Here is a 26,213-nt window from a genome sequence, read left to right on the forward strand (position 1 = left end):
GCATCGCGCAGTTCATCGACCCCGGGTCCAGCGCTTGCGCTGGTCCGGGTCCAGGGGTGGACAACCCCTGGTGGGGCCTGGGGCAACGCCCCAGCGCAGCGGCTTCGACATGCAACCTGGCCCACGTGCGCTTGACACTCCACGCCTCGTCGTTCGACGCCTGGCAAGGCGCCTCGGAGGGGTTGCGCTGCGGGACCAGGCCGCCTCGGCCTTGCGGGACGCCGGCGGGCTCGACGCGGCGAACGAGAAAGAAGAAGACGGGCGCCGCGGGGGGTTGAGCGCGCCGACCGGGGGGGCCGGCGGCGTATCCTTGGGTGACGACGGCGCTTTTCGGGGTGACGACGGCCCGGGGGCGGGGTGACGACGGCCCGGGGGCGGGGTGACGACGGCGCTCTGCGGGATGACGACGGCGCTCTGCAGGGTGACGACGGCCCGGGGGCGAGATGACGACGGCCCGGGGGCGGGATGACGACGGCGCTCTGCAGGGTGACGACGGCCCGGGGGCGGGATGACGACGGCCTGGGGGCGGGATGACGACGGCCCAGGGGCGGGATGACGACGGCGCTCTGCGGGATGAAGACGGCCCGGGGGCGGGATGACGACGGCCCGGGGGCGGGATGACGACGGCCCGGGGGGCGGGATGAAGACGGCCCGGGGGCGGGATGACGATGGGCCGGGGCGGGAGGACGAGAGGGGGCCTGTTTGGGTGCGGGCTTGGTTGCCGGGGGTGACGCTCGACCGTGCTCGGGAAGCCTCCCCCGAGGCGCACCCTCCGCGATTCAGCGTTCGCGTGTCCTTCGCGCGATCCTTCTATTCCGGAGCGACGCGCAGCCGCACGACAAAGCGATCTGCGAACGGCGCCGCCGGTGCGCCCAGGTGCAACACGGCGCCAGGCTCGAACGTCTGCGTCGACCGGACGGGACGGCCCTCCGGGTCCAATGCGAGGAGCTCGCAATGGCTCGTGTCCTCCGGGCACGGCTCCGAGCAGATGTAGAGCTCGCCTGGGAGAAATTCGAGTCATCGCCAGAGCCGATGACTTGTGCCTCCAGCGCTCCTCCCGTCGTCCCGATCGACACGTCCCAGCTTTGTCCCGGGCACCACGGCCCCTGGCAAAGCCGTTCGATCCATCGGGTCGTCAGCGTCGTCGGATGCTTGTCATCCAGAGCGAGCGGCTCCTCCGCCGGTTGGCAGGCGGGATTCCTCATCGGGCTCAGCCGCTCCTCGACGTCGAGATGAATCCGAGCTTCTTGACCCCGAGCTTCTACAGTTCTTAACGATCTTCTCTGTCATCCAGCGTAGGTTACCGAGATCGCGCGCCGGTGGGGTCGTCTTTTCTCCCCTCGACGACAGAGATACCGAATCGACGGCGCAAGAGCATGGCCGCGAGCCCGATCAGGACGACTGCGGCCAGCGCGCCCAGGGTGAGCATCACCGGATCGCCGCGCAGGAAGCTCTCGCCGAGGTAGACGCTCCCGAGGGCATACGGCAGCTCTCCGACGCTCACGACGAACAGATAACGGAAAAAGCTGTAACGAAGCGTTCCGAGCAGATACCCCGGGACCTCGGAGGGGAGCGCGAGCTGGAGCAGGAGGACGATCCAGATGGGCGTATCGACCGAGAGCCGGCGCTCATAGTGAGCGATGCGCCGGCGCGGGACGAGCCGGCCGAGCAGCGTTCCGCCGACGCCGCGGCCGACCGCATAAGCGCCGACGCCACCGAGGAGCCACCCGACCCAGAGGAGCACGAAGGTCGCCAAGGCGCCCCAGGCGTCGAGGGCAACGGGGATGAGGACCGTGCTCGAGAAAAAGGTGAGCATCGAGGAGGCGCCGGCGAGCAGGACGAAGAGCGCAATGGCGGCGATCGGGTGGCGAGCGAGCATCGTCGTGAGGACGGAGATGCCCTCCATCGCCATCGTGTGGGCCGCGCCCGAGGCGGTCACCACGACGAGCGCGCCCATCAGCGCAATGGCGGCGATCAAGCGTCGTCGACTCGTATCGCGCTCGTTCATGGCCCCGTTTTGTCCCTCGATGACGCTCGAATGAGCTCGGGTGTCGCGTCCACCCCCTCGTTGGGATGTTGGGGCCAGGATCCACCGGGGAAAGGGTGCACGATCGAGCGAGCGACGTTCCGGCGCGGAGGGAGGAACATACCGATCGACCCGTGGGAGGTGTACATTCACCCGCGCCCGTTGCCGGAATCGCGAGCACGGCGGGCACGGCGGCCCAACGTCATCGCAATGGCAGCGAGCGCGAGCGCCGCGGGGGCGCCATTGCCGGCGCCGCCCTGGGAGCCGGGCACGTGGCATGCGCAGTCACCTTCGTCCGCATCCGCGGAGCTGTTGGAGCCGCCCGAGCCCGTGCTGGTCGTCGCGCCCGCGCCACCCGCGCCTCCGGAGCCGCCCACGCCGCCCGCGCCTCCCGCGCCACCCGCGCCTCCGGAGCCGCCCACGCCGCCCGTGCCGCCGGAGCCACCCGCACCTCCGGAGCCGCCCACGCCGCCCGCGCCTCCGGAGCCGCCCGCGCCTCCCGCGCCGCCCACGCCGCCGGAGCCACCCGCGCCTCCGGAGCCGGACCCCGCGCACGTCCCGCCCTCGCAGGTCCCAAGCATGCACGGTGAGCCGTCGGGCTTCGCCGGATTGGAGCAGATCCCCGTCGCCGGATCGCAGACGCCAGCGTCGTGGCAGGCGTCGAGCGGGGTGCAGGTGATGGGATTCCCGATGCAGACGCCCGCCTGGCAGATGTCGGCCGGGGTGCAGGCATTGGCGTCGTCGCAGCTCGTGCCGGTGATGAGCGTGCAGACACCATCCGCCGTCCCGCCGAGGGCGACGCTGCAGGCCTGGCAGTCGTCGGGAGCCCCCCCGCCGCAAGCGGCGTCGCAGCAGACGCCATCGGTGCAGAAGCCACTCGCGCACTCAGCGGCGGTCGCGCAGGGGTCTCCGGCGGCCTGCTTCAGGACGAAGGCGTAAGCGCTGCCGGCACTCGTGCCGCCCGCGTGATCGTCGTAGTGCGCCCCCACGAGCGCCGTGTCGCCGGAGAGCGCCACCTCGTTGCCGAACCAGTCGTTCACCGCCGCGTCGGCCGCAACGAGCTTCGCCTGCTGCGACCACACGGCGCCCGAGCGGACGAAGACGTACGCGCTGCCGGCGTCCGTGACGAACATCGATGCGTCGTCGTTCGCAGCGCCCACGAGCGCCGTGTCGCCGGCGAGCGCGACCGAGTAGCCGAACCAGTCGCCCCCCGCCGCGTCGGCCGCCTGGATCTTCGCCTGCTGCGACCACTCCGCGCCCGAGCGGACGAAGACGTAGGCTCTACCGCTGCCGGACGCATCGGGCGAGCCCACGAGCGCCGTGTCGCCGGAGAGCGCGACCGAGCGGCCAAAGTGGTCGCCCGCCGCCGCGTCGGCCACGAGCTTCGTCTCCTGCGACCACACGGCGCCCGAGCGGACGAAGACGTAGGCGCTGCCGGCATCCACGCCACCCGCGTGGTCGTCCGACCAGGCTCCCACGAGCGCCGTGTCGCCGGAGAGCGCGACCGAGAAGCCGAAGAAATCGCTCGCCCCCGGGTCGCTCGCGGTGAGCTTCGATTGCTCGGACCACGTGGTGCCCGAGCGGACGAAGACGGAAACGCTGCCAGCAGCCGTGCCGCCGCCCGCCACGCTGTCGCGCGGCGCCGACACGAGCGCCGTGTCACCGGAGAGCGCCACCGAGGAGCCGAAACGGTCGTTCGCGTCGCCCGCCACGAGCTTGGCCTGCTGCGACCACACCCCGCCCGAGCGGACGAAGACGTAAGCGCTGCCTTGGTCCGTGTTGCCCACGAAGTCATCCAGCGAGGCCCCGATGAGCGCCGTGTCGCCGGAGAGGGCCACGGAGGTGCCGAACAGGTCCGCGGACGCCGCGTCGTTCGCGACGAGCTTGGCCTGCTGCGTCCACACCGTGCCCGAGCGGACGAAGACATAGACGCTGCCGGCATTCGTGCCCCCTGCATTGTCGTCGTCGTACGACCCGACCAGCGCCGTATCGCCGGAGATCGCCACCGAGTGGCCGAAGTAGTCGTCCGCCGCCGCGTCGTCCGCGACGAGCTTGGCCTGCTGCAGCGCGACGAGGGGATCGATTCGCACGGGGAACGCCGCGCCCGACGCCGCGACGCGGAGCTCGATGCGACCGCCGCGGACCGTGAGCCGCGACGGCAACTCCTGGCCCGCGGCGTCCTCGGCATAGAGCTCGGCGTACCGATAGCCCGCCTCCTCGCCCTCACGCCGGAGCACCGCGGCCCTGCCGTCGGGAGCAAGGTGGGCCTCGAGCCCGGCGAGCCCGAGCTCGAGGACGATCTCGCCCCCAGCCGCGAGACATGCGGGCGCCTCGGCAACGGTGAAGCCCTGCTCCAGGCCGTGCGGGCCGGCGAGATACCACTCTTCGACATGCACCGCGCCCGCACGACGCGCGTACGACACGCGGTTCGCGTCGGCGACCGGCTCGGCTCTCTCGGCCGTGAACGTCGGCTCGAGCGCGTCCTCGCAACCAAAGCGAGCGAGCGCGAGCGCGCCATCAACGGCGCCGCCACCGTCGCGCCGCAGCGTCACACCCTCGGCGTCGAACCTCGCCTCGAAGCCGGGCGCCGCCGCCCGGAGCGCGCCGTCCTGGAAGCGCGCGTGGTAGGCGTCACCCGCATCGCGCTGCGCCGCATGCAGCACCGCCGCGCGGAGCGAGGCAGGGGACGCCGCGGGCGCGGCCCGCGAGGCACTGCCGCTTTCGCCTCCGCCGCTGGCGAGATCGGCCGGCGCGCCAACACAACCGGCGATCGCGCCCGCGGCGAGGACCATTGAGATGCCAAGCAACCGCTTCCGCATGCAAGCGCCCATGGCGCGATGCTCTCACACGCAGTCGCTAAAGCGAAGACGAAGCCGCCTCGCCGGGGCGCTGCCCCGGGCCCCGCGGGGGCTGTTCGCCCCTCGACCCGAACCAGGGCAAGCCCTGGACCTCAGGTGGAAAAACTGCGCGGTGCGCAGTTTTTCCAGCAGGCCGGTGGCAAGACCGCGGAGGTGCATTTCAAGCGGAACCATCAGCGCTGCTGTCTCGGTTTGGCAGGGTCGTCGCCGGTCTTGGCCCGGCTTGTTCGATGAATTGCGCGTTGCGCAGTTCATCGACCCCGAGTCCAGCGCTTGCGCAGGCCCCGGGTCCAGGGGCGGACAGCCCCTGGTGGGGCCTGGGGCAACGCCCCAGCGCAGCGGCTGTCAGAGTCCGTTGGGGACCACGGTCACGGTGCCAGAGCCCCTGTTGGTCAGGATGAGGTCGGCGTACCCGTCCGCGTCCATGTCTGCGGTGGCGATGGCATTGAGGCCAGGCGAGGCGCCGGTCGTGACGACGGTGCCCGAGGTGAAGCTTCCGTTGCCGTTGCCGGTCATCGGGCGGACGCCGCCCGAGGCCGTGGTGACGAGGATGTAGGCGTCGAGCTTGTCATCGCCGTTGAAGTCATCGGCTACGACGCCCAGCGCCGAGTTGGCGACCGTCGTGGGCGCGGCGGCGGACTGAACGCCGCTCGCGAAGGTGCCGTTGCCGTTCCCTTTGAAGAAGAAGAGGTACCGGCCGGCCGCGCCGTTCGAGAGGATGTCGAGCGTGCCATCGCCGTTGGCGTCGCCGAAGGCGATGCCCGCCGTCTGGCCGTTGACGGCGTTGGCGTAGGCGACGGGTGCGGCGAACGAGCCGTTGCCCTGGTTGAGGAGGACCGACAGGCGTGCGCTGGCGGGGCTCGTCACCACGAGATCGGAGAAGCCGTCGCTGTTCAGATCACGGCAGGCGATGGTCGACTGCACGCCGCCGGTGGCCGGGATGGTGATGAACGTGGGCGTGCCGAAGCTGCCCGCGCCGTCGCCGAACATCACGCTCACCTGGCTCAGGGTCACGCTGGTGGTGGCGATGTCGGCCCGCCCATCGTTGTCGAAGTCTCCGGTGCAGAGGTGGACGGAGCCCGGGGTGCCGGTGGTGAAGCTCGTCGGCGCGCCGAAGGTCCCGGGTGCGCTCGGGCCCAGGTTTCGGTAGACGCTGATGCTCCCGTTGCTGAGGAGCAGGTTGGTCTGGCCGTTGACGGTGACGGCGTCGAGCCACCCGTCACCGTCCACGTCCGCGGCCACGACCGCGTTGCTGGAGAGCGGGGCGCCCGTGTAGTTGGCCTCCGACTGGACGCTGGCGTCGCCGTTCCCCAGGAAAACGGAGAGCGAGCCGGAGGGGGTCACGATCGATCCGGATTCGGCGTTGGCCACCAGGATGTCGAGCTTCCCGTCGCCATTCATATCGGCGACCGCCGGGGCCAGCGGGTTGTGGTTCGCGGGGGAGCTGACCGGCGTGCCGGGGACCTGGCCGGTGGGCGCGGCCTGGCAGGTACCGTTCGAGCAGATTTCGCCCGTCGCGCACGCGCTGCCGCAGGCGCCGCAGCTCTCGGTGTCGCTCTGGAGGTTCACCTCGCAGCCGTCGGACGAGTTCGCGTTGCAGTCCGCGAGGGTGCCGGAGCAAGCCTCGCAGTGGGTCCCCTCGTAGGTGGGCGCGCACGCGCAGGAGTAGCTGCCCACGCCGTCGGTGCAGATGCCGCCGTTCTGGCACGGGCTAGCGGCGCACGCGTCGATGTTGGTCTCGCAGTTGGTGCCGGTGAAGTCGGGAGCGCACGCGCAGGTGTAGCTATTGATGCCGTCGGAGCAGGTGCCGCCGTTCAGGCACGGGCTAGCGGCGCACTCGTCGATGTTGGTCTCGCAGTTGGTGCCGGTGAAGCCGGGCGCGCATTCGCAGGTGTAGCTATTGATGCCGTCGGAGCAGATGCCGCCGTTCTGGCAGGGGCTTGCGGCGCACTCGTCGATGTTGATCTCGCAATTGGTGCCGGTGAAGCCAGGAGCGCACGCGCAGGTGTAGCTATTGATGCCGTCGGTGCAGGTGCCACCGTTCAGGCACGGGCTTGCGGCGCACTCGTCGATGTTGGTACAGCTCACGCCGTTGCCCTCGTACCCCGCATTGCAGGCGCAGGTGAAGGAGCCCGCGGTGTTGGTGCAGGTGGCGTTTTCATCGCAGTTGTCGGTGCCGGCGGCGCATTCGTCGACGTCGACGCAGGTGCCGCTCTGGCACGTGAGGCCGTCGCAGCAGGGCACCGTGGCGTCGCACGGCGCGTTCACGGCCAGGCAGCCCAGGCCGCCGCACGTCGGGTCGAAGAGCGGCGAGGTCGGGTCGAGGCTGGTGACGTAATCGCCGTCGTGAGCGCTGTGCGCATTGATGCACGCCTGCTCGCTGACACGGATGATCGTGTAGGGATAAATCGTCGAGCTGGTCTTGTGGCAGAGCTGGACCGTACCATTGACATCGAAGTAATTGCACTGCTCGGCGGTGAGCGCGTCATGGGTCTCGCCCACGGCTTCGTCGCCTTCGTGGCTGTCGGCCTCGGAGGGGTCAGCGCTGGCGCAGCCCGCGAGGAGCAGGGCGGAGAGAGCCGGGATCATCAAATAGGAGAGAGAGCTCTTGAGATAACGCATGTCTAGTTTTCTGTTCTCGCCAAAGGGTGGGGTGCCGCGCGACGCCGAGCCGGCGCCGACGGCGATGTGTCAGGTCGTCAATTCAAGATCGATGCCACCGTGGAACACGGCTCCTGGGAGGTGATGTCGAGGCAGGCCCCAGCCCGTCTTTTCGGCGCGCCGGCCCGGAATCGCGGACACCGCGACACTGAGTACGAGGGACCTCAAACCCAGTCTCCATCCGCCGCTGCTGCTGCCTGAGCGCTTCAGCTGCGGAGACTGAGCATCACCATCCAGAGTCTCATCGCGAGGCGTCGCGCCGGGGCGCTGCCCCGGGCCCCGCGGGGGCTGTTCGCCCCTCGACCCGAACCAGGGCAAGCCCTGGACCGTTCGTGGAAGAACTGCGCGATGCGCAGTTCTTCCAACAGGCCGGTGGCAAGACCATGGAGGTGCGTTCCACGCTGGCGACGGACATGTTGCCTATTGAATCGTCAGTGCCGCGGTCTTGACCTGGCCTGTTCGATGAACTGCGCATTGCGCAGTTCATCGACCCCGGGTCCAGCGCTTGCGCTGGTCCGGGTCCAGGGGCGGATAGCCCCGGTGGGGCCTGGGGCAAAGCCCCAGCGAAGCGCCTCCCAGGATTAGAAGGTCAACCGCATGCCCATGCGGATTGTCCTCGGGGTCTGGTATGACGTGGGGCTGCCGTACCTGGGGTTTTGGTCGGCGGGATCGAAGGGCGAGCCGTCCTCCAAATTTACGAGCTTGTAGCGACAACCTGCGCCGGTGGCGCAGGCTGCCTCTCCCTTGTTCGGCAGGTCTGCGGCCGTGCCGCCTTCGATGGGCCGGACGTTCGCGTATGTGAATGACTGATCGCGGCTGGTCTCGGCTTGGAAGTTGAACAGGTTGAACACGTCCACGCTCACGGAGAGCGTGCTGTCCTTGCCCACCTTGTAGCCGACGGCGAGGTTCGAATCGACGCTGTGGACCCAGGGCAAGTTGCCCCCCGAGCCGCGGGGCAGGATGAAGGCGGCACCTCGGCCGTAGGAGGGGTGAGCGCCGAGGACATCGAGCGGCGCGCCCGACGTGCCCGTGTAGCCCACTCCCATGTTGATGGAGAGGTTCTTCGAGAGGACGAACTCTTTGGCGCCGAAGACCTTGACTGAATGACGCCGATCCCCGGGGAGCGGGCCGTCACGGTTTGGCTGGAGCGACAGGAGGTCGAAGTCGGGGAGCATGTGGGGCGACGGATAGGGCCCCGAGGCGAGCCCGGGGTAGTTCCCGCGGAGATACGACGCCGTGTAGCTGGCGAGCGCGAGCCACTGCCGGGTGAACGATTTCAGGAAGAACACCGTCACCGCATCGTAGTCGCGCCGGGCTTCGGGGAAGCCTGCGGCCGCGCCATGGCCGGGGTTCCCCACGAAGAACGACGTGCCTTCGTCCCGGCTCATGGTCTCGATGGCGCGGTGGATCGAACGGTGCACGTAGTTGACGCCCACGCGCGCGTCGCGGAAGATTTCGTACTCGCCGCCTGCCGAGATCTCGTCCATCGACTGCGCCTCGATCTCCGGATCCACCAGCGCGCTATCGCCGTGATGAACACCCCATTGCCGGTTCGGTGCGTAGGGCTGCCCGATCGTGAGGTTGTTCTTCGGGTCCAGGCAGGCCGCGACCTTCGCAGGGTCGCTCGGGTCGCACACGGAGCTCGACACTTCCGACACGGTGAGGGGCCGCCGGACGAACAAGGCGTCGGCCAGGCCGAGGGGCACGTTCTCGTAATGACGCGCGTAGCTCGCGAAGATCTTCGACCGTTCGAAACGGGTCGGGTCGTAGATGACTCCGACGCGTGGAGACCACTGGTTCGGGAGCACCATGCCCATCCCCTCGCTGCTCGACATCATCTGCGCGTCGTACCGCAAGCCTGCGTTCACCGTGACCCGATCGAGGATGTTGAAGCTATCCTGGACATACCCGCCGACGAGGGTGGAGTGCGTCGTGGAGGACTGCAATTTCGGGACGTAGACGTCGTCCGGGTTCGTCAGGTTGCCCATGCGAAAGACTTGCCACCCCGAGCCATCCCACGTCTCCGAAAACCACACGTTCCCCGTGTTCGCCCGGGCGAACAGGCTGTTCGACACCTCGATGTCGAACCCCGCCTTGATGACGTGTTGCCCCAGCGCTCGGAACAGGTACGTGACAACGGCATTCCCCTGGAAGCGGTTCGTGATGGACTCGTTCACGTTCCCGGGTCCACCCGTCAGGTAGGCGCGCACGGGGCAATGGATGACGTTCGTCGACCCCTTCGGCTCGCAGCCGCTCCCTGCCGGGAGATCCTCGAAATCGGCGAGGGTATGCGGCCCCGGCGCCCCACGCGTCCAGGAGATCCCGGGGACAGCGTCGAGCCCCTGGCCACTGCCGATCCCCGCCCCGTCGACCGGCAGGCGGCTCGAAGAGGCGTGATGATATGCGATCGTCGCGTCGAAGAGGAGCATCTTGTGCAGGAACGCCGACGAGAGCTTGAGGGAGGCGGTGTGGCTCATCTGCTCTTCCCGCCGCCCGAAGGCCGCGTATTGCCCTTCCAGCGAGCTCGTGTCGATCGTCGTGGTCGTGCCCGTGACCCCATTGAGCGAGATCCGCCCGTCCCCCCCGGACCACGTGGGCGAACCGAATACCGAGAGCGTCAACGTATGCAACGGGTCCGCATTCGACGGGCTGCTGTACCACGTGAGCTTGCCGATGTATTGCAGCGTCTCTTTCGAGGCGATGTAGCGACGCGTCCCGCCCGCGATGGGCTCGGTGAGCTGAAATCCGTCTTCATCGCGGAGGCTGATGGGATGGCCGCTCGCGTCGAGCTTCACGGATCCGTCGGGGTTCGTCTCGTACCGCAGACGGTGGAGCGATCGCACGATGTCGAGGTCCTGGAAGGCCACGTTCAATCCCGCGTAAAACCACAGGCGATCCTCCTTGATGGGTCCGCGGAGCTCGAACCCGAAATCACGCATCGCGCCGAGCTTCTGATCGACGGCGACCACCGTGCCCTCCGCGCGCACGGGCTTCCGTTGTCCCTCGAACGCGCCCGGCGTGTAGCTGCCGAAGATCGACCCGCGAAACTCGTTGCGATCCACCCACGAATTGTGAAACCTGTCGACACCCGCCTTCGTGACGACGTTGAAGACGCCGCCGGTGGTACGGCCGAACTCGGGCATGTATCCGGCCGTGGCGACGTGGACCTCCTGGACGAACTCGAGCGAGAGCGGCATGTCGTTGATGCCGTCCGAAGCGCTGCCCACGGAGACGCCGTCGATCTGGAACCGGTTCTCGGGCGCCGACGAGCCGTGGATGGAAAAGCCGAGGCTCGTCGGCTGGGCGCCGGGCGCGAGCGCCCCGAGGCTCTCGAACGATCGCACGGCCGAGGCTCGACCTCCCGGCGGCGCCACCGCGAGGCGATGCGAGACATGCGAATCGACGATCAAGCCTGTCGTCATCGAATAGATGTCGACCGACGGGATGGGGCCGATGAGCAAGATCTCCTCGGGGTTCTGCAAGAACTCCGTGAGCAGGACGTTGGCGCGGAACGTGGTGCCCTTCCCGAGCGTGATCCCGCCGCGTGAGGAGGGCCTGTGCCCCTCGATTTCGAACCGGATCGTGTATTCGCCCGGCGAGAGCCAAGGAACGCGATAGGTGCCGGACGCGTCGGTCACGACGATCTGCTCGCCCTGCATCGCGGGGAGGGTCACGGTGACGACGACGTCGGCGAGGGGCTTTCGTGTCGCCGCGTCGCGGACGGTCCCGGTGAGGACCGCGTCTCCGGCGGCGGAGGCGGAGGAGGGGGCCAAGAGACCGAGGCAAAAGGTCGCCGCCAGGGAAAACCATCGGGGGCCATGGAACAAGCGCATGACGATTCGATTTCCAATGCTGACGTGAGCAATCCTCGTACCACCCGATTCGCGCCGCGGAATCCCGGGCATCGAGACAGGACACCTGCACGGAGGGTGTCACGCGCGCGTGACACTGACACGCCGTCGTTACAGCAACGCTCTGCTGTCGCGGGCGTGAAACAGACGGGATCGCGGGGCGTGTCCTCCGTGTACCCGTACACGAGCGCAGACATCGACGCGCGTCGTGCTCTCGGGGAGTGCTTGCCGCTCGACCGGTCGCTCCCCGAACTTGACCGCTTCCGCTCCCGCTTCCGCCTCAGCGCCCCTTCGGAGCGTCGCAGCTCGCGGGGGCCTTCGGGGCGAAGGCGAACGAGAATCCCTCGACGGCCTCGCCCCGCGGCAGCCACCGCACCTTCGTGAGTTTGCCGCCGCGGTCGACCTCGATTTCCACGGGGCGATCGATGGTCCCGTCCCCGAGATCCGCCGCCGTGATGCGATCCCCCTCCGCGAGTCCCGCCTTCGCCGCCGCCGATTTCGGCGAGAGACCACGCACCTTTTTTTCGCTCACGGATGCCGGATCGAAGCCGAGCTCGTAACGCGGGATCTTTTTCTTTACCTTCACGAAGCACGGGCCGAATGCGTCGTCGGGCACCTCGGGGCCGCCACCTTTGCCGAGGAGCGCGCCGAAGCGCGTATTCCCCTCGGCTCCGAGCTCCTTGATGATCGCCTCACGCAGCGTGCTCTCGGGCACGCGGCGCGGGCCGCTCGCCGGGGCCTCGCCTTCACCTGCTTTCGGTGCGATCTCGCGTGCCACGTCGGCGAGCGAGCGCTTCCCGCCGCTCTTGGCCCGGATGCGCGCGTCGAGCTCGGCGGCGAACAACATTCCTCGATCCTCCGCTTGCTTCTCGGCCGACGAAAAATACCGCGTCGCCCGCGCATCGACCTCGGCAAGCACGTCCCGCGCCGGAATGAGCTCCGCCCGTCGCAGCGCGTCGACCGCGAAATACGAGACGAACCCCTCGTCGAACCACGCGACCACCGAATACCCGAGGCTCGCCCGTGCCATCGCACGCCCGAGCACGCGTTTTTCGGGCCAACCGAACGTGAGTCCCTCGTCCCCGACCGCAATGGCGCTCCGGCCCGTGACGGCAGCGTCGAAGCGGCGCCCGGTCACGCCGCTCGAACGCAGGAAAATATCGAAATGGCCGAGCGGCGCGTCGGCGAGCGGCCGCACCGAGACCCACGCCCGGCTCGCCCAGGCACCCGCGTCGAGCGCGTCGAACACGCCGCCCCCGAGCGACGTCACCGCGAACGAGGCACCTTCGCCCTCGCGCGTCGCCGGCCGCTCGATCGTCACCCGATGCAAGGGCCCCGCGGCCCACGCCGCCGCGGCGAGCGTCGTCGGCGAGCCGCTGACCTCCACGTCCCCCGCGCCGAGCGACGACGCGCCGCTCGCGCCTTCGCCGAGCGCCGCGACGTCCCAGCGCACGCGCATCTCGTGCGGCTCGGTCGTGTCCGGGACGAGCAAGAACGTGCGTCCGATCCCGAGAAAACCCCCCGCCGACGCCGCGAGCGGCGCGGCGGCTTGCGCGGCGCCGCCGGCCAGGAGCTTGCGCGTGTAACTCACGGTCACCGGCCCACGCGCGCGACGCTCGGCGCGCCACGCGACGGGCGCGCCCGCCACGTCCTTGCCTTCGCCCTCGTCCCGCACGAGCGCGAGCGAGCCTTCCGCATCACGCGCGGCGAGCTCGTCGATGTCTTCCACGCGCGCGTCGTCGAGCCGGAACACGAGCGGCCGCGCCTCGCCGAAATCCACGGGCGGCACGGAGAAGCGCATCGACACGTCGATCGCGACGACCTCGCTCCCTCCGTCACGCGTCGGCGTGAGGCGCACTTCGAGCGTGCGTGTCGTGCTCTCGGCTTTCGGCGGCGTCGTGGCCACGGGCGCCGTGCTCTTCGCGGGCGGCGGACAGGGATTCTCGGGGCGCAGCGGCTCGGACGCGCAAGCCGAGAGGCACGAGGCGAGGACGAGCGCGACGCTCGTGTTTGCCGAAGAGGTGGGGCGGAGAGGACGCACGATGGGCGCGAGGATACTGCCAGCGCGCGCGCGCGTGCACGGGATTCAGAAGCCGAGGTTCGTGTTCGTCGAGAGGAAGTACGTGTGCTTCGCGGTGGTCTTCGTCCCCTCGAAGGGGCGGAACGCGAGGCTCCGGTAGGCCTTGGTCACGCAAGTCTCGAAGTCCGCGCTCCACCAGCGGGCCGAGCCGGGCGACATGCCCTGGAAAGAGACACGGCCGACCTTGCCCTCGGGCTCGACCTCGAAGACGACCGCGAGAAACCCGTACGCGTCGGGGTGCTTCTTGAGCTGCTCGAGCTGGCAGGCCCGCACCTCGGGGCGCATGCGGTCGTTCGACTGCGTGACCGCGCTCTCCTCGGTATCGCTGTCCGTGGCCTTGCCCTCGACGCTCGGGGTCGGGGGGTGGGCGGCGGGGTCGTCTACGAGCGCCAAGGAGGGCGGCGCGGGGGGGCACTCGGGGCAGTTGATGTACGAGGGCGACGACCGTCCGAAGGCGCCGAGGAAGATCAGGCCGCCGAGGCCCGCGACGGCGAAGTGGGTGAACGTGAAGAGCGCGATCCAAACGCCGCGCGATTCCGCCGGTTTTCCGCCGGTTTGTCGCAGCCGTGTGATCTCGGCGTTCTGCTCGGCGAGCTCCGCCTCCCGCGCCTTGAGCGAGGCCTCACGCTCGGCGAGCTTCGCTTCGAGCGTCTCGATGCGCATCCGCGCCGCGTCGAGGTTGTTCCGGTACTCCATGGCCCTACCGCCCGTGCGCCGTGGTCCGCGGAGGCGGCGCCACGCGTCGCTTGGAGACGGCCGGCGCCTTCGAAGGCGCCGGGGGCTTGGGCACCGGGATCCGGTAGGTCCGGCCCATCTTGATGTCGATGGTCTTGAGCCCGTTTGCCCCCTGGATCGCCTCGACGGTCGTCCCGTACCTGCGGGCCAGGATCTGCAGCGTGTCGCCGCTCCGGGCCTTGTGCATCACCACGGAGTCGGCCACGTGCGGCGGCGCGACCTTCTCCCGCCGGAGGAACGCGCCCGCGCGGCGCCCGAGCTCCTGCGCGACCGGGCTCACGAAGCGCACGTGCAGGTGGTTTCCGTGCCCGCGCGCGTGACGCACCACGGGCCGGGGGTGTTTTCCGCGGACCTGGAAGACCTGATCCAGCCAGGCCTCGTCCTCACCCTTGCGCAGCGCGTGGGCCACGAGCAGGCGTTGCACGGACGTGTCGATGAGCACGAGCTCCACGTCGGTGTCGCTCACGATCGTCTTCACCAGGGCGAGCGTGCGTTCGAGGTCGAGGTTTGCCTCGGTCGCCCGGACGAAGTGGGTCTTCGGGGGGTTGTGGTAGTAGCCGAGGTCCACGTCGCGGCCCGATTGGTGGCTCCGGTGCGGCGAGAGGTGGCCGCCTTTCCGGCTGCTGATGTGCCCGATGGCGAGGGGCGGGGCGCCCGGGTGCTCGGCCGCGACCTTCTCGATGCTGCGCGCGATCGCGTCCACCGTCTCCTGCGTGCCCCAGGCGCACGAGGGATCCGCCACGAGCCACTTCTCGCTCTTCGGCATCTGCACGCCGTTCACGAGCGCGCCCGCGTTCGTCGCGCCGAGCGAGAGCGGGCCCACGGAGGCCGGATCGCTGCGGTAGCGTGCTTCGAGCTGGGTCACGCTGAGGGCGAGGAGCGGGGAGGGGAGCTTGGGGGCCGGCGGCGGGGTGGGGGCGGGGCCTTCCGCCTCGGCGGCTTCCTCCGCGGCCTCGGCCTCGTCGTCGTCCGGCCCCTCCTCGTCATCGGCATCGGGGTCCGCGGCGGGCTCGTTCGTCGCGACGGGCGCGGGGCTCGGCGCGGGTTTGGGGGCCGTGGCTTGCACCGGCTGCACCAGGATCGGCGCGCGCCCGCTCGTCTTCGGGCCTGCTTCCGCGGGCGCGGTGGCCGCGCAGCCGGGGAAGACCAGGAAAACGAGCCCGAAGAACCACCGCTGCATCGAAAGGACTATACCCGCGGCCGGTCGGATCCGGCCAGTCTTCTGGGCCTCGGCGCGCCTTTGCGCTTCTTCACATCGAGCGGGGCGCGCGCTTCACACGAGCGAGTGATGTTCCTCTGCGTGAACGACGCGGCGCGCGACGAGCCGCGGAAGAGAGGGAACATGTTCGGATTTCTGATCGGCACCGCTTGCCTCATCGGCCTCATCAAGGTTTTGCGCCATGGCGGTTGTCACCGCGGCTACGGCTACCGGAGCTTCGGCTACGGCGGCGCTTGCAACGGGTACGGCGGCGGCGGCTGGGGTGGGGGTGGGTACGGCCACGGCGGCTGGGAGGGGGGGTACGACCGCGAGCACGGCGGGCCCTTCCGGACGCACGGGCGGGCGGGCTTCCGGCCCGGCGGGTACGGCGTGCCGCACTTCGTCCTGCGGCGACTGTTCGAGGCGCTCGACACGACGCCGGGGCAGGAGAAGGCCATCGTGGCGGCGTTCGAGGAGATGCGCGACGCGGCGGCGAAGCACCGCGGCGAGCTGCGCAAGAGCCGCGAGGATCTGGCGAAGGCGATGCGCAGCCCGAGCTTCGACGAGACCGTGATGGGCGAGCTTTTCGCGCGGCACGACGCGGCGCTCGAGGCGATGCGCAAGGCGCTGGTGGGCTCGCTGGCGAAGGTGCACGAGGTGCTCGACGAGCGGCAGCGGGCGCGCCTTTCCGATTTCATCGAGCAGGCCCCGGGGTTCTGGGGCGGTTTTGGTGGGCGGGGCGTGGAGATTTGAGGCGCGGAGCGTGTTCAGACGAGAGGTGAGACCATGAAGCGGAGACTTGCGATCGTGCTATTGACCCTGGGGACCATCGGCGGATATGCCGCCGGCTTCGCGAGCCTGCGTTGTCACAGCGGGCAACGAAGGCAGCACTTCGAGCATCACGTCGCGAAGATTTGCGTGGATGCTGCGCGACACGCCGAGGCGCCCCCGCCTCCGCCTCCGCGTTAACGCGATTCCGGTTGCGTCTCGGTCGGGGCAGGCCGCGCCTGCTCCGGCCCGGGCCAGAGCTCGGGCGGATAACTCAGCTCCACGAGCAGCTTCTCGAAATCCGCGATCGGCATCGTACAGCGGCCGTACCGGTCCACGATGTTCGTCCGGATCCCCTCGAACCAGCTTTGTTGGGGGTCCATCGGATCGTCGTACACGACGGTTCCATTCGGACGATCGAGCTTGAGCACCCGGATCTTGTGCGCCGCGTGATCGACGTTGCCCGCGGCTCGCCGCACGGGGCTCCGCACCTTGGGTAGCTCCAGCGTGGCGAAGACTGCCTCCCCTGCGCTCGTCACGCGCTCGATGATCGAAAGCGCGTCGCGGTGCAGGTCGGCCACGCCGCTCGTATCCAGGCCGAACCGCTTGAAGAGCGCTGCGAAACGCGCGTGCCCGTCGGAGAGCGTCTCCCAGCGGTGCCCGGTGATCCCCACGAGCAGCCGATCGAACGCGCCGAGGCTCAGCCCCGTGCCGGTGTTCTTCACGCCCTCGAACTGCCCGTCCGCCGCGTTGCGGTAGTCGAGCTCGGGGTAGGCGAACTCCATGCAGGCAACCTGGAAGATCCGGCTCACCGGGCTCCTGCGGAACTCCTGTTCGTCCGGCTCGAGCACGTCCTCGTCGCGCACGAGCTCCCCGCCGCTCCGCAGCAAAACCCGCCCCGCGGGGCTCACGAGACCCGCGACGATCCGCGCGTACTCCGCCGGATCCCGCTCGGCTACGTAGATCTCCACGCACGTCGCGGCGCACGTGCCCTTGAGGCCCTGCGTGATGCGGCCCGGATGAACGATGTTCCGGATGAGCTCGCCGAGCAGGATGGTTCGTCCCGGCGCATCCTCGAACGAGGCCACCATCGGCGCGTCGGCCACGGTCCAGAGGCTCTCGTGCAGCGGTTTTCCGAATGCGTCCTTGCGCTCGAAGAAGCCGCGGCTCCCGAGCGCGCGGAGCGCCTCGACGCTCCGCTTGCGCCAGATGCCCACGATTTCCCGGTCCCGGAGCGGGTAGGTGGGATGGACCGGGAGATCGAGCCGCTCTTCGAGCTGATCGACGATCTCTTGCGGGTCCTGCGGATCGTTCATGGTTTTTCTCCCGAGTTCCCCACCCCGGGCCATTCGCCCCCGACGTTGAGGCCCGATCCTGACGTGTTTCCGAGGTCCGAGCAAGGCTCCGTCGCTTGCTCCGGGCCCCGATCCTGCTAAGGCGCGCCGCCGCCACCCGAAGCCGATTTCGAGTAGCATCCGCGCCGTGCACCGCGTCCGCGCGTCGCTTTTCGTCTCCGCCACAGCTTTGGCGCTCGCGGCGCTCGCGCCGACCTTTGCCGAGGCCCATACGATTCCCGGCGGACTCACGTTGCACCAGATGGCGAGCGCCGCCGACGTCATCGCGGCCGCGCGGATCGAGCGCGTCGGCCCCGAGCCCCGCGGCGCCGGTCCGCTCTCGCCCGTCGAGGCCCGGATTCTCGAGCTTTTTCGAGAGGGCGACGCGATGGTCGGCCCGATCCGCTTCGTGCCGCACCGTCACGCCGACGAGAGTTACGTCCCCGGCGAGGAGATCCTTCTTTTCCTCGAACGCAGGCGCCCTGACGCGAAGGACGCCGCGGCCGTGCCGTATGAATCCGTCGAGGCCATCGCCGATCGTATCGTGCTCGTGCCCGCGACGCGCGCGACGTGGATCGACGCCACGCGCGCGTATGCCGCGCTCGGCAAGGGCGCGCGCAGCGGCGATCCAGCCGCGCTCGGGCGCGTCACCGCCACCATGCTCGGCTCGAAGGAGCCCCGGATCGCGACCTTCGCGCTGCGGGATCTCACGCTCGCCGGCACCACGCCCCTGATCGGCGACGCCGACGTCCCCGCGCTGACCACGCTCCTCGACGACGCCGCGCGGCCCGCCACCTTGCGCGTCGGCCTGCTCATGGAGCTCGAACGCCGCAAGCTCGTCCCCGTCGGGCCGAGCTGGATCCCGCTCCTCCGCTCGGCGCCTCCGAACGATCGCGTGCAGGTCATCCGCGCGGCGGGGGCGCGTGCCTTCGTTCCGGCCGTCACGGCCGAGCTCGCTTCGATCCTCGAGAAGGGCGATCGCGACGCGGCGATCGCGGCGGCGCGGGCCCTTGGCGTCGAGCGGAACGAGGCCGCCGTCGAGCCGCTCGGGCGCGCCGTCGATCGGGAGCCGGACGAGCTGCGCTTCGCCGCGCTCGGAAGCCTGCGCCGCATCAGTTCGCCGTCCGCGCGGGAGATCCTCGCCCGCGTGGCGAAATCGCATCCCGATCCCGAGACCCGGCGCGTGGCCACGACCGAGCAGAACCTCCTCGATGCCCGCGCCTCCGCGCCTCCGGCGGCGCCCGCCGCGACGAGCCCGCCGCCGGCGCCGAGCACGGGTTTCGGCACGAAGGGCGTCGTCGTGGTGATCGCCTCCGTGGTCCTCGCGTGCTACGCCCTGTTTTTTCTTCGCAAAGGGAAAGGAAAGCCGGAATGAGTTTGGAAGGGCGAACCGCGCTCCTCGCGGGCGCGACGGGCCTCGTTGGCCGGGACTGCCTCGCGCGTCTGCTCGAGCACCCGGCGTACGCGCGTGTCGTCGTGCTCGTGCGCCGATCGACGGGAATGAACCACGACAAACTGCAGGAGCTCCGCGCCGATTTCGACGCGCTGGACGATCTTCCGGCCTTGCCCGCCGTCGACGACGTCTTCATCGCCCTCGGCACGACCATCAAGGCGGCGGGATCACGACCGGCATTTTACAAGGTCGATCACGATTATGTGGTCTCGGTCGCGAAGCTCGGTAAACGTGCGGGGGCCCGCAGGCTTTCGCTCGTATCCAGTATCGGGGCAGATCGCACATCGATGAATTTTTATCTGCGTGTCAAAGGTGAGGCGGAGCGCGATATCAGCGAGCTCGGTTACGAATGCGTCGATATCCTGCGTCCGAGCATGCTGCTCGGTGATCGCACCGAGCACAGAACGGGCGAGGCGCTCGCCGCCCCCATCCTGCGCATCGTGAGTGGAGCGATGATCGGCCCGTTGCGCGTTTATCGCGCCATTGAGGCGCGTGACGTCGCGGCGGCCATGGTGGGCGGCTTGGTATCCGATGACACGGCCGGGGTGCGTATTCGCACGTTCGACGACATTCGCAATTTTGCGTCCTAGCGGCAAATCACAGTCTGGTTGTCCGGACCGACAATTGGACCTCGAACGGTTTTTCTTGAGCCGTTTGGGCGCACACGATCCATAAGCACGAATTCCACTGGGGCATAAGGGTGTGCCCTACGCCGGAACCGGTGAGCCCCGGATTCCGCCAAGGGTCTCCCTCGGTAGGATGCGCATTGTTGCGGGCGGCGCGTCGTCGTCCCAGGGGGTACCATGCCCAAACGTGCTTTGGATGGAGCGACCCGTAGTGCGCGGACGTCGAGCGCTCGTGAAAAGAGGGTAGCCGGCTCGAAACCCGTGGGGGCCAAGTCGAAGGCCGCTTCCGCCGAGGTGAAGAAGACGCGGGGCGCCAATGCCGCCGAGCGACAACCACGCGACACCTCGCCGACCGGCGGCTCCCTCGATCGCCGGTTGATGCTCGAGGCGCTCACGGCGCTCAAAAAGGGCAATTTCTCCGTGCGCCTGCCCATCGATTGGGAGGGCCTCGATGGAAAAATCGCAGATACCTTCAACGACGTCGTCGAGTTGAACAGCCGGGTGGCGACGGAGCTCGAGCGCGTGAGCCGCGTCGTCGGCAAGGAGGGCCGCATCGGCGATCGCGCCGCGGTCGCGGGGCTGCTCGGCGCGTGGGCGCAGAAGGTCGGCAGCGTCAACGCGCTGATCAGCGATCTCGTGCATCCGACGAGCGAGATGGCGCGCGTCATCGGCGCCGTGGCCAAGGGCGATCTCTCGCAGGCCATGGCGCTCGAAGTCGATGGTCGTCCGCTCGAAGGCGAGTTCCTCCGCACCGCGAAGACGGTGAACACGATGGTCGATCAGCTCGGCTCGTTCGCGTCCGAAGTGACGCGCGTGGCGCGCGAAGTCGGCACCGAAGGCAAGCTCGGCGGTCAGGCGGAGGTGCAAGGCGTCGCCGGCACCTGGAAGGACCTGACCGATTCCGTGAACTTCATGGCCGGCAATCTGACGGCCCAGGTCCGCAATATCGCGGCCGTGACCACGGCCGTCGCCAACGGCGACCTTTCGAAGAAGATCACCGTCGACGTGCGCGGCGAGATCCTGGAGCTGAAGAACACCATCAACACGATGGTCGATCAGCTCCGATCGTTCGCGTCCGAAGTGACGCGCGTGGCGCGCGAAGTCGGTACCGAAGGCAAGCTCGGCGGTCAGGCGGACGTGAAGGGCGTCGCCGGCACGTGGAAGGATTTGACGGACTCCGTCAATTCGATGGCCGGCAACCTGACGAGCCAGGTGCGTAACATCGCGGCCGTCACGACGGCCGTCGCCAATGGCGACCTTTCGAAGAAGATCACCGTCGACGTGCGCGGCGAGATCCTGGAGCTGAAGAACACCATCAACACGATGGTGGATCAGCTGAACTCGTTCGCGTCCGAAGTGACGCGCGTGGCGCGCGAGGTCGGCACGGAAGGCAAGCTTGGCGGCCAGGCCGAGGTGAAAGGCGTCGCCGGCACGTGGAAGGATTTGACGGACTCCGTCAATTCGATGGCCGGCAACCTGACGAGCCAGGTGCGTAACATCGCGGCCGTCACGACGGCCGTCGCCAATGGTGATCTTTCGAAGAAGATCACCGTCGACGTGAAGGGCGAGATTCTCGAGCTGAAGAACACCATCAACACGATGGTCGATCAGCTGAACTCGTTTGCGTCTGAAGTGACGCGTGTGGCGCGCGAGGTCGGCACGGAAGGCAAGCTCGGCGGCCAGGCCGAGGTGAAGGGTGTCGCCGGTACGTGGAAGGACCTCACCGACAACGTCAATTCGATGGCCGGTAACCTCACGGTCCAGCTCCGCGACGTGTCGAAGGTCGCGACGGCCATTGCGAACGGCGATTTGACCCAGAAGATCACCGTCGATGCGCGCGGCGAGATCCTCCAGATCAAGAACGTCATCAACACGATGGTGGATCAGCTGAGCTCCTTCGCGGCCGAAGTGACGCGCGTGGCGCGCGAGGTCGGCACGGAAGGCAAGCTCGGCGGTCAGGCAGACGTGAAGGGTGTCGCGGGGACGTGGAAAGACCTCACGGACTCCGTCAATTCGATGGCCGGTAACCTCACGGTGCAGCTCCGCGACGTGTCGAAGGTCGCGACGGCCATTGCGAACGGCGATTTGACCCAGAAGATCACTGTCGATGCGCGTGGCGAGATCCTTCAGATCAAGAACGTCACGAATACGATGGTCGATCAGCTGAGCTCGTTCGCGGCCGAAGTGACGCGCGTGGCGCGCGAGGTCGGCACGGAAGGCAAGCTCGGCGGTCAGGCGGACGTGAAGGGCGTCGCGGGTACGTGGAAGGACCTCACAGACTCCGTGAATTCGATGGCCGGGAACCTGACGGCGCAGGTCCGCAACATCGCGGCCGTGACGACGGCCGTCGCGAATGGTGATCTCTCGAAGAAGATCACCGTCGACGTGAAGGGCGAGATTCTCGAGCTGAAGAACACCATCAACACGATGGTCGATCAGCTCAATTCGTTCGCGTCCGAAGTGACGCGCGTGGCGCGCGAGGTCGGCACGGAGGGCAAACTCGGCGGTCAGGCGGACGTGAAGGGCGTCGCGGGTACGTGGAAGGATCTCACGGACTCCGTGAATTCGATGGCCGGGAACCTGACGGCGCAGGTCCGCAACATCGCGGCCGTGACGACGGCGGTCGCGAATGGTGATCTGTCGAAGAAGATCACGGTCGACGTGAAGGGCGAGATCCTGGAGTTGAAGAACACCATCAACACGATGGTCGATCAGCTTTCGGGTTTCGCCTCCGAAGTGACACGCGTGGCGCGCGAGGTCGGCACGGAAGGCAAGCTCGGCGGTCAGGCCGAGGTGAAGGGCGTCGCGGGTACGTGGAAGGACCTCACGGACTCCGTGAATTCGATGGCCGGGAACCTGACGGCGCAGGTCCGCAACATCGCGGCCGTGACGACGGCTGTCGCGAATGGTGATCTGTCGAAGAAGATCACCGTCGACGTGCGCGGCGAGATCCTGGAGCTGAAGAACACCATCAACACGATGGTCGATCAGCTCCGATCGTTCGCGTCCGAAGTGACGCGTGTGGCGCGCGAGGTCGGCACGGAGGGCAAACTCGGCGGTCAGGCGGACGTGAAGGGCGTCGCGGGTACGTGGAAGGATCTCACGGACTCCGTGAACTCGATGGCCGGGAATCTGACGGCGCAGGTCCGCAACATCGCGGCCGTGACGACGGCGGTCGCCAATGGCGATCTCTCCAAGAAGATCACCGTCGACGTGAAGGGCGAGATCCTGGAGCTGAAGAACACCATCAACACGATGGTCGATCAGCTGAATTCGTTCGCCTCCGAAGTGACGCGTGTGGCGCGCGAGGTCGGCACGGAAGGCAAGCTCGGCGGTCAGGCCGAGGTGAAGGGCGTCGCCGGCACGTGGAAGGACCTCACCGACAACGTCAACTCGATGGCCGGCAACCTGACGAACCAGGTCCGCGGCATCGCGAAGGTCGTGACCGCCGTCGCGAACGGTGATCTCAAGCGAAAGCTCTCCGTCGACGCGAAGGGCGAGATCGCCGAGCTCGCGGACACCATCAACGGCATGATCGACACGCTCGCGACGTTCGCCGATCAGGTGACGACCGTCGCGCGCGAGGTCGGTGTCGAGGGCAAACTCGGCGGCCAAGCGAGCGTGCCGGGCGCCTCGGGGACGTGGCGTGATCTGACGGTCAACGTCAACCAGCTCGCCGCGAACCTGACCACCCAGGTCCGCGCGATCGCCGAGGTCGCGACCGCCGTCACGAAGGGTGATCTCACGCGGAGCATCAAGGTCGAGGCCCAGGGCGAGCTCGCCGCCCTGAAGGACACGATCAACGAGATGATCCGGAACCTGCGCGACACCACGCTGAAGAACAGCGAGCAGGACTGGCTGAAGACGAACCTCGCCAAGTTCTCGCGCATGCTCCAGGGCCAGAAGGACCTGCTCACCGTCGGCCGGCTGATCCTCTCGGAGCTCGCGCCCGTCGTCTCCGCGCAGCAGGGCGTCTTCTACACGATGGACGTCTCGAAGGAGGAGCCGATCCTGAAGCTCCTCGCGAGCTACGCGTACAAGCAGAGGAAGCACTCGGACAACCAGTTCCGCCTCGGCGAGGGGCTCGTCGGCCAGTGCGCGCTCGAGAAGGAGCGCATCCTGCTCGTCAACGCGCCGCCCGACTACATCACGATCACGAGCGGCCTCGGCGAGGCCGCGCCCGTGAACATCGTGGTCCTGCCCGTGCTCTTCGAGGGCCAGGTCAAGGCCATCCTGGAGCTCGCCTCGTTCGAGCGGTACAGCCCCACGCACCTCGCGTTCCTCGATCAGCTCACGGAGTCGATCGGCATCGTGCTCAACACGATCGAGGCGAACATGCGCACCGAGGATCTGCTGAAGCAGTCGCAGTCCCTCGCGCGGGAGCTGCAGAGCCAGCAGGAGGAGCTGCGCCAGACGAACGCGGAGCTCGGCGAGAAGGCGCGCCTGCTCGCCCAGCAGAACGTGGAGGTCGAGCGCAAGAACCGCGAGGTCGAGCAAGCCCGTCAGGCCCTCGAAGAGAAGGCCAAGCAGCTCGCGCTGACCTCGAAGTACAAGTCCGAGTTCCTCGCGAACATGTCGCACGAGCTCCGGACGCCGCTGAACAGCCTCCTGATCCTGTCCGAGCAGCTCTCGAAGAACACGGACGGCAACCTCTTTCCCAAGCAGGTCGATTTCGCCAAGACGATCCACTCATCCGGCAACGAGCTTCTCGGCCTCATCAACGACATCCTCGATCTGTCGAAGATCGAGTCGGGCACCGTGGTCGTCGACGTCGGGGAGGTCTGGTTCCGCGACCTCGCCGACTACGTGGAGCGCACGTTCCGGCACGTCGCGGACGCGAAGAAGCTCGAGTTCGAGCTCGACTTCGCGCCCATGCTGCCGCGCTCGATCCACACCGACGCCAAGCGCCTGCAGCAGGTGCTCAAGAACCTGCTCTCGAACGCCTTCAAGTTCACCGAGCGCGGCAAGGTGCGCCTCGAGGTTCGCACCGTATCGGACGGCTACAGCCCGGAGAACGAACACATCGGCCGCGCGGGCTGGGCGATTGCGTTCAGCGTGCACGACACCGGCATCGGCATCTCCCCCGACAAGCAGCAGATCATCTTCGAGGCCTTCCAGCAGGCGGACGGCTCGACGAGCCGCAAGTACGGCGGCACGGGTCTCGGCCTCGCCATCAGCCGCGGCATCGCGAACCTGCTCGGCGGCGAGCTGCGCCTGTCGAGCCAGCCGGGGCGCGGGAGCACCTTCACGCTTTACGTGCCGCACGTGTACGCGGCGCCGCAGCGCGTGTCCCGCGCGCGCCCGACCGCGATGCTCGAGTCCTCGAGCGCGATCGCGGCCTACGAGGTGCCCGAGCCCTTGATCATCGACGCCCCGCCGCTCCTGCCCGTGTCGATCGAGGACGATCGCACGATCATCCGGCCGGGCGAGCGATCGCTGCTCGTCGTGGAGAACGATCTCGCGTTCGCGCGGCTCATCGTGGAGGTCGCGCGCGAGCGCGGGCTCAAGGCCGTGGTCGCGCATCGCGGGGCGGACGCGCTCTCCATGGCGCGCGAGCTCAAGCCCTCGGCGGTCTCGCTCGATCTGCACCTGCCCGACATCGACGGCCTGCGCGTCCTCGATCGGCTCAAGCACGACCTCGGCATGCGGCACGTGCCGGTGCAGGTGATCACGACGGACGTCGACGAGTGCGAGCGCGCGCTGCGGATGGGCGCGCGGGACGTGCTCCCGAAGCCCGTCCGCACGCGGGACGCGCTCTCCCACGCGATCGAGCGGCTCATCGAGTTCCTCGACGCGCCGCGGCGTACGCTCCTCGTCGTCGAGCCCGAGGGTCCGGAGCGCACGGCCAAGATCAACCTGCTCAAGCACGACAACGTCGAGGTCCGTGTTGCGGGCTCGCTCGACGAGGCCATCGAGACGCTCACCGTGGACCGGCCGGACGCGGTCGTCACGGCCGTCGACCTGCCCGACGGGCACGGGCTCGACCTCGTGCGGCGCGCTTCGAGCATCACGGCGCTCGCGAACGTGCCCTTCATCGTGCACGTGCCGGGCGGCATGTCACCGGCCGACGAGGAGCGCATCGAGCGGCTCGGGCACGTCGGGGTGCTCAAGCACAGCCGCTCGGAGGAGCGCCTCATCGACGAGGTCGCGCTCTTCCTGCACCTGCCCATCGACAGGCTCACGCCCGCGCAGCGGCAGGCGCTCGAGCGGCTTCACAGCTCGCAGCAAGTTCTCGCCGGCAAGCGCGTGCTCATCGTCGACGACGACATCCGTAACATCTTCGCCATGACGACCATCCTCGAAGAGCAGGGGATGATCACGCAGGCGGCGGAGACGGGGCGGGACGCGATCAAGGTGCTCGAAGAGAGCCCCGAGATCGACGTCGTTCTGATGGACATCATGATGCCCGAGATGGACGGATACGATACGATCCGGACGATACGGGCACGCGAGGAATGGCGCGCGCTCCCAATCGTCGCCGTGACTGCGAAGGCCATGAAGGGTGATCGCGAGAAGTGCTTCGAGGCCGGGGCGACCGACTACATCGCGAAGCCCGTGGATCCCGAGCAGCTCTTCGCGCGGCTGCGGTTCTGGCTGCACAGGTGAGCGGGGGCCATCCACCA

13 protein-coding genes are annotated in these 26,213 nt (G+C 68.5%); 5 read left to right on the forward strand and 8 right to left on the reverse strand.

The features are described from left to right. Nucleotides 1-1,300: 1,300 nt before the first annotated feature. From KEG57_RS48715 to KEG57_RS48745, 7 genes are all read right to left on the reverse strand, one after another. Entirely contained in the window at nt 1,301-2,008 is a 708-nt protein-coding gene (locus KEG57_RS48715) for a TVP38/TMEM64 family protein (RefSeq protein ID WP_272459810.1), read from the reverse strand. A gap of 167 nt (nt 2,009-2,175) precedes the next feature. Then, nucleotides 2,176-4,857, reverse strand: a complete 2,682-nt coding sequence (locus KEG57_RS48720; RefSeq protein WP_272459811.1) for an FG-GAP repeat protein — start codon at nt 4,855-4,857, stop codon at nt 2,176-2,178. A gap of 372 nt (nt 4,858-5,229) precedes the next feature. Continuing rightward, entirely contained in the window at nt 5,230-7,506 is a 2,277-nt protein-coding gene (locus tag KEG57_RS48725) for an FG-GAP-like repeat-containing protein (RefSeq protein WP_272459812.1), read from the reverse strand. Nucleotides 7,507-8,126: 620 nt separating this feature from the next. After that, nucleotides 8,127-11,318 carry a TonB-dependent receptor gene (locus tag KEG57_RS48730; RefSeq protein WP_272459813.1) on the reverse strand — a complete coding sequence of 1,064 codons (3,192 nt, stop codon included), beginning with the start codon at nt 11,316-11,318 and terminating at the stop codon, nt 8,127-8,129. 358 nt (nt 11,319-11,676) lie between these two features. After that, nucleotides 11,677-13,437, reverse strand: a complete 1,761-nt coding sequence (locus KEG57_RS48735; RefSeq protein WP_272459814.1) for a M61 metallopeptidase family protein — start codon at nt 13,435-13,437, stop codon at nt 11,677-11,679. 45 nt (nt 13,438-13,482) lie between these two features. Next, nucleotides 13,483-14,172 (reverse strand): hypothetical protein, encoded by a 690-nt coding sequence (locus KEG57_RS48740; RefSeq protein ID WP_272428440.1) that lies wholly within the window; start codon nt 14,170-14,172, stop codon nt 13,483-13,485. 4 nt (nt 14,173-14,176) lie between these two features. Beyond that, a complete protein-coding gene (locus KEG57_RS48745) occupies nt 14,177-15,391 on the reverse strand; it encodes a LysM peptidoglycan-binding domain-containing protein (protein ID WP_272428441.1) in 1,215 nt (404 codons plus the stop codon). A 162-nt stretch (nt 15,392-15,553) separates the two neighbouring features. Between KEG57_RS48745 and KEG57_RS48750 the strand changes: the two genes are divergently transcribed. Both KEG57_RS48750 and KEG57_RS48755 read left to right on the forward strand, forming a co-directional pair. Next, entirely contained in the window at nt 15,554-16,162 is a 609-nt protein-coding gene (locus tag KEG57_RS48750; RefSeq protein WP_272428442.1) for a Spy/CpxP family protein refolding chaperone, read from the forward strand. Between the two features lie 33 nt (nt 16,163-16,195). Beyond that, nucleotides 16,196-16,378, forward strand: coding sequence for a hypothetical protein (locus tag KEG57_RS48755; RefSeq protein WP_272428443.1), 183 nt, complete (start codon nt 16,196-16,198; stop codon nt 16,376-16,378). On the opposite strand, the gene KEG57_RS48760 is transcribed toward KEG57_RS48755, so the two are convergent. Continuing rightward, nucleotides 16,375-17,493, reverse strand: coding sequence for a hypothetical protein (locus KEG57_RS48760; RefSeq protein WP_272428445.1), 1,119 nt, complete (start codon nt 17,491-17,493; stop codon nt 16,375-16,377). The genes KEG57_RS48755 and KEG57_RS48760 overlap by 4 nt on opposite strands. A 166-nt stretch (nt 17,494-17,659) precedes the next feature. On the opposite strand from KEG57_RS48760, the gene KEG57_RS48765 reads away from it, so the two are divergent. The 3 genes from KEG57_RS48765 to KEG57_RS48775 all read left to right on the forward strand — a co-directional run bounded on the left by KEG57_RS48765 (nt 17,660) and on the right by KEG57_RS48775 (nt 26,196). Further along, nucleotides 17,660-18,886 carry a HEAT repeat domain-containing protein gene (locus KEG57_RS48765; RefSeq protein ID WP_272428447.1) on the forward strand — a complete coding sequence of 409 codons (1,227 nt, stop codon included), beginning with the start codon at nt 17,660-17,662 and terminating at the stop codon, nt 18,884-18,886. Further along, nucleotides 18,883-19,554 carry an oxidoreductase gene (locus KEG57_RS48770; protein WP_272428448.1) on the forward strand — a complete coding sequence of 224 codons (672 nt, stop codon included), beginning with the start codon at nt 18,883-18,885 and terminating at the stop codon, nt 19,552-19,554. Before KEG57_RS48765 ends, KEG57_RS48770 begins: the two co-directional genes overlap by 4 nt. 297 nt (nt 19,555-19,851) lie before the next feature. Next, nucleotides 19,852-26,196, forward strand: coding sequence for a HAMP domain-containing protein (locus KEG57_RS48775; protein WP_308215671.1), 6,345 nt, complete (start codon nt 19,852-19,854; stop codon nt 26,194-26,196). The last annotated feature ends 17 nt before the right edge of the window (nt 26,197-26,213 follow it).

The organism is Polyangium jinanense (assembly GCF_028435365.1).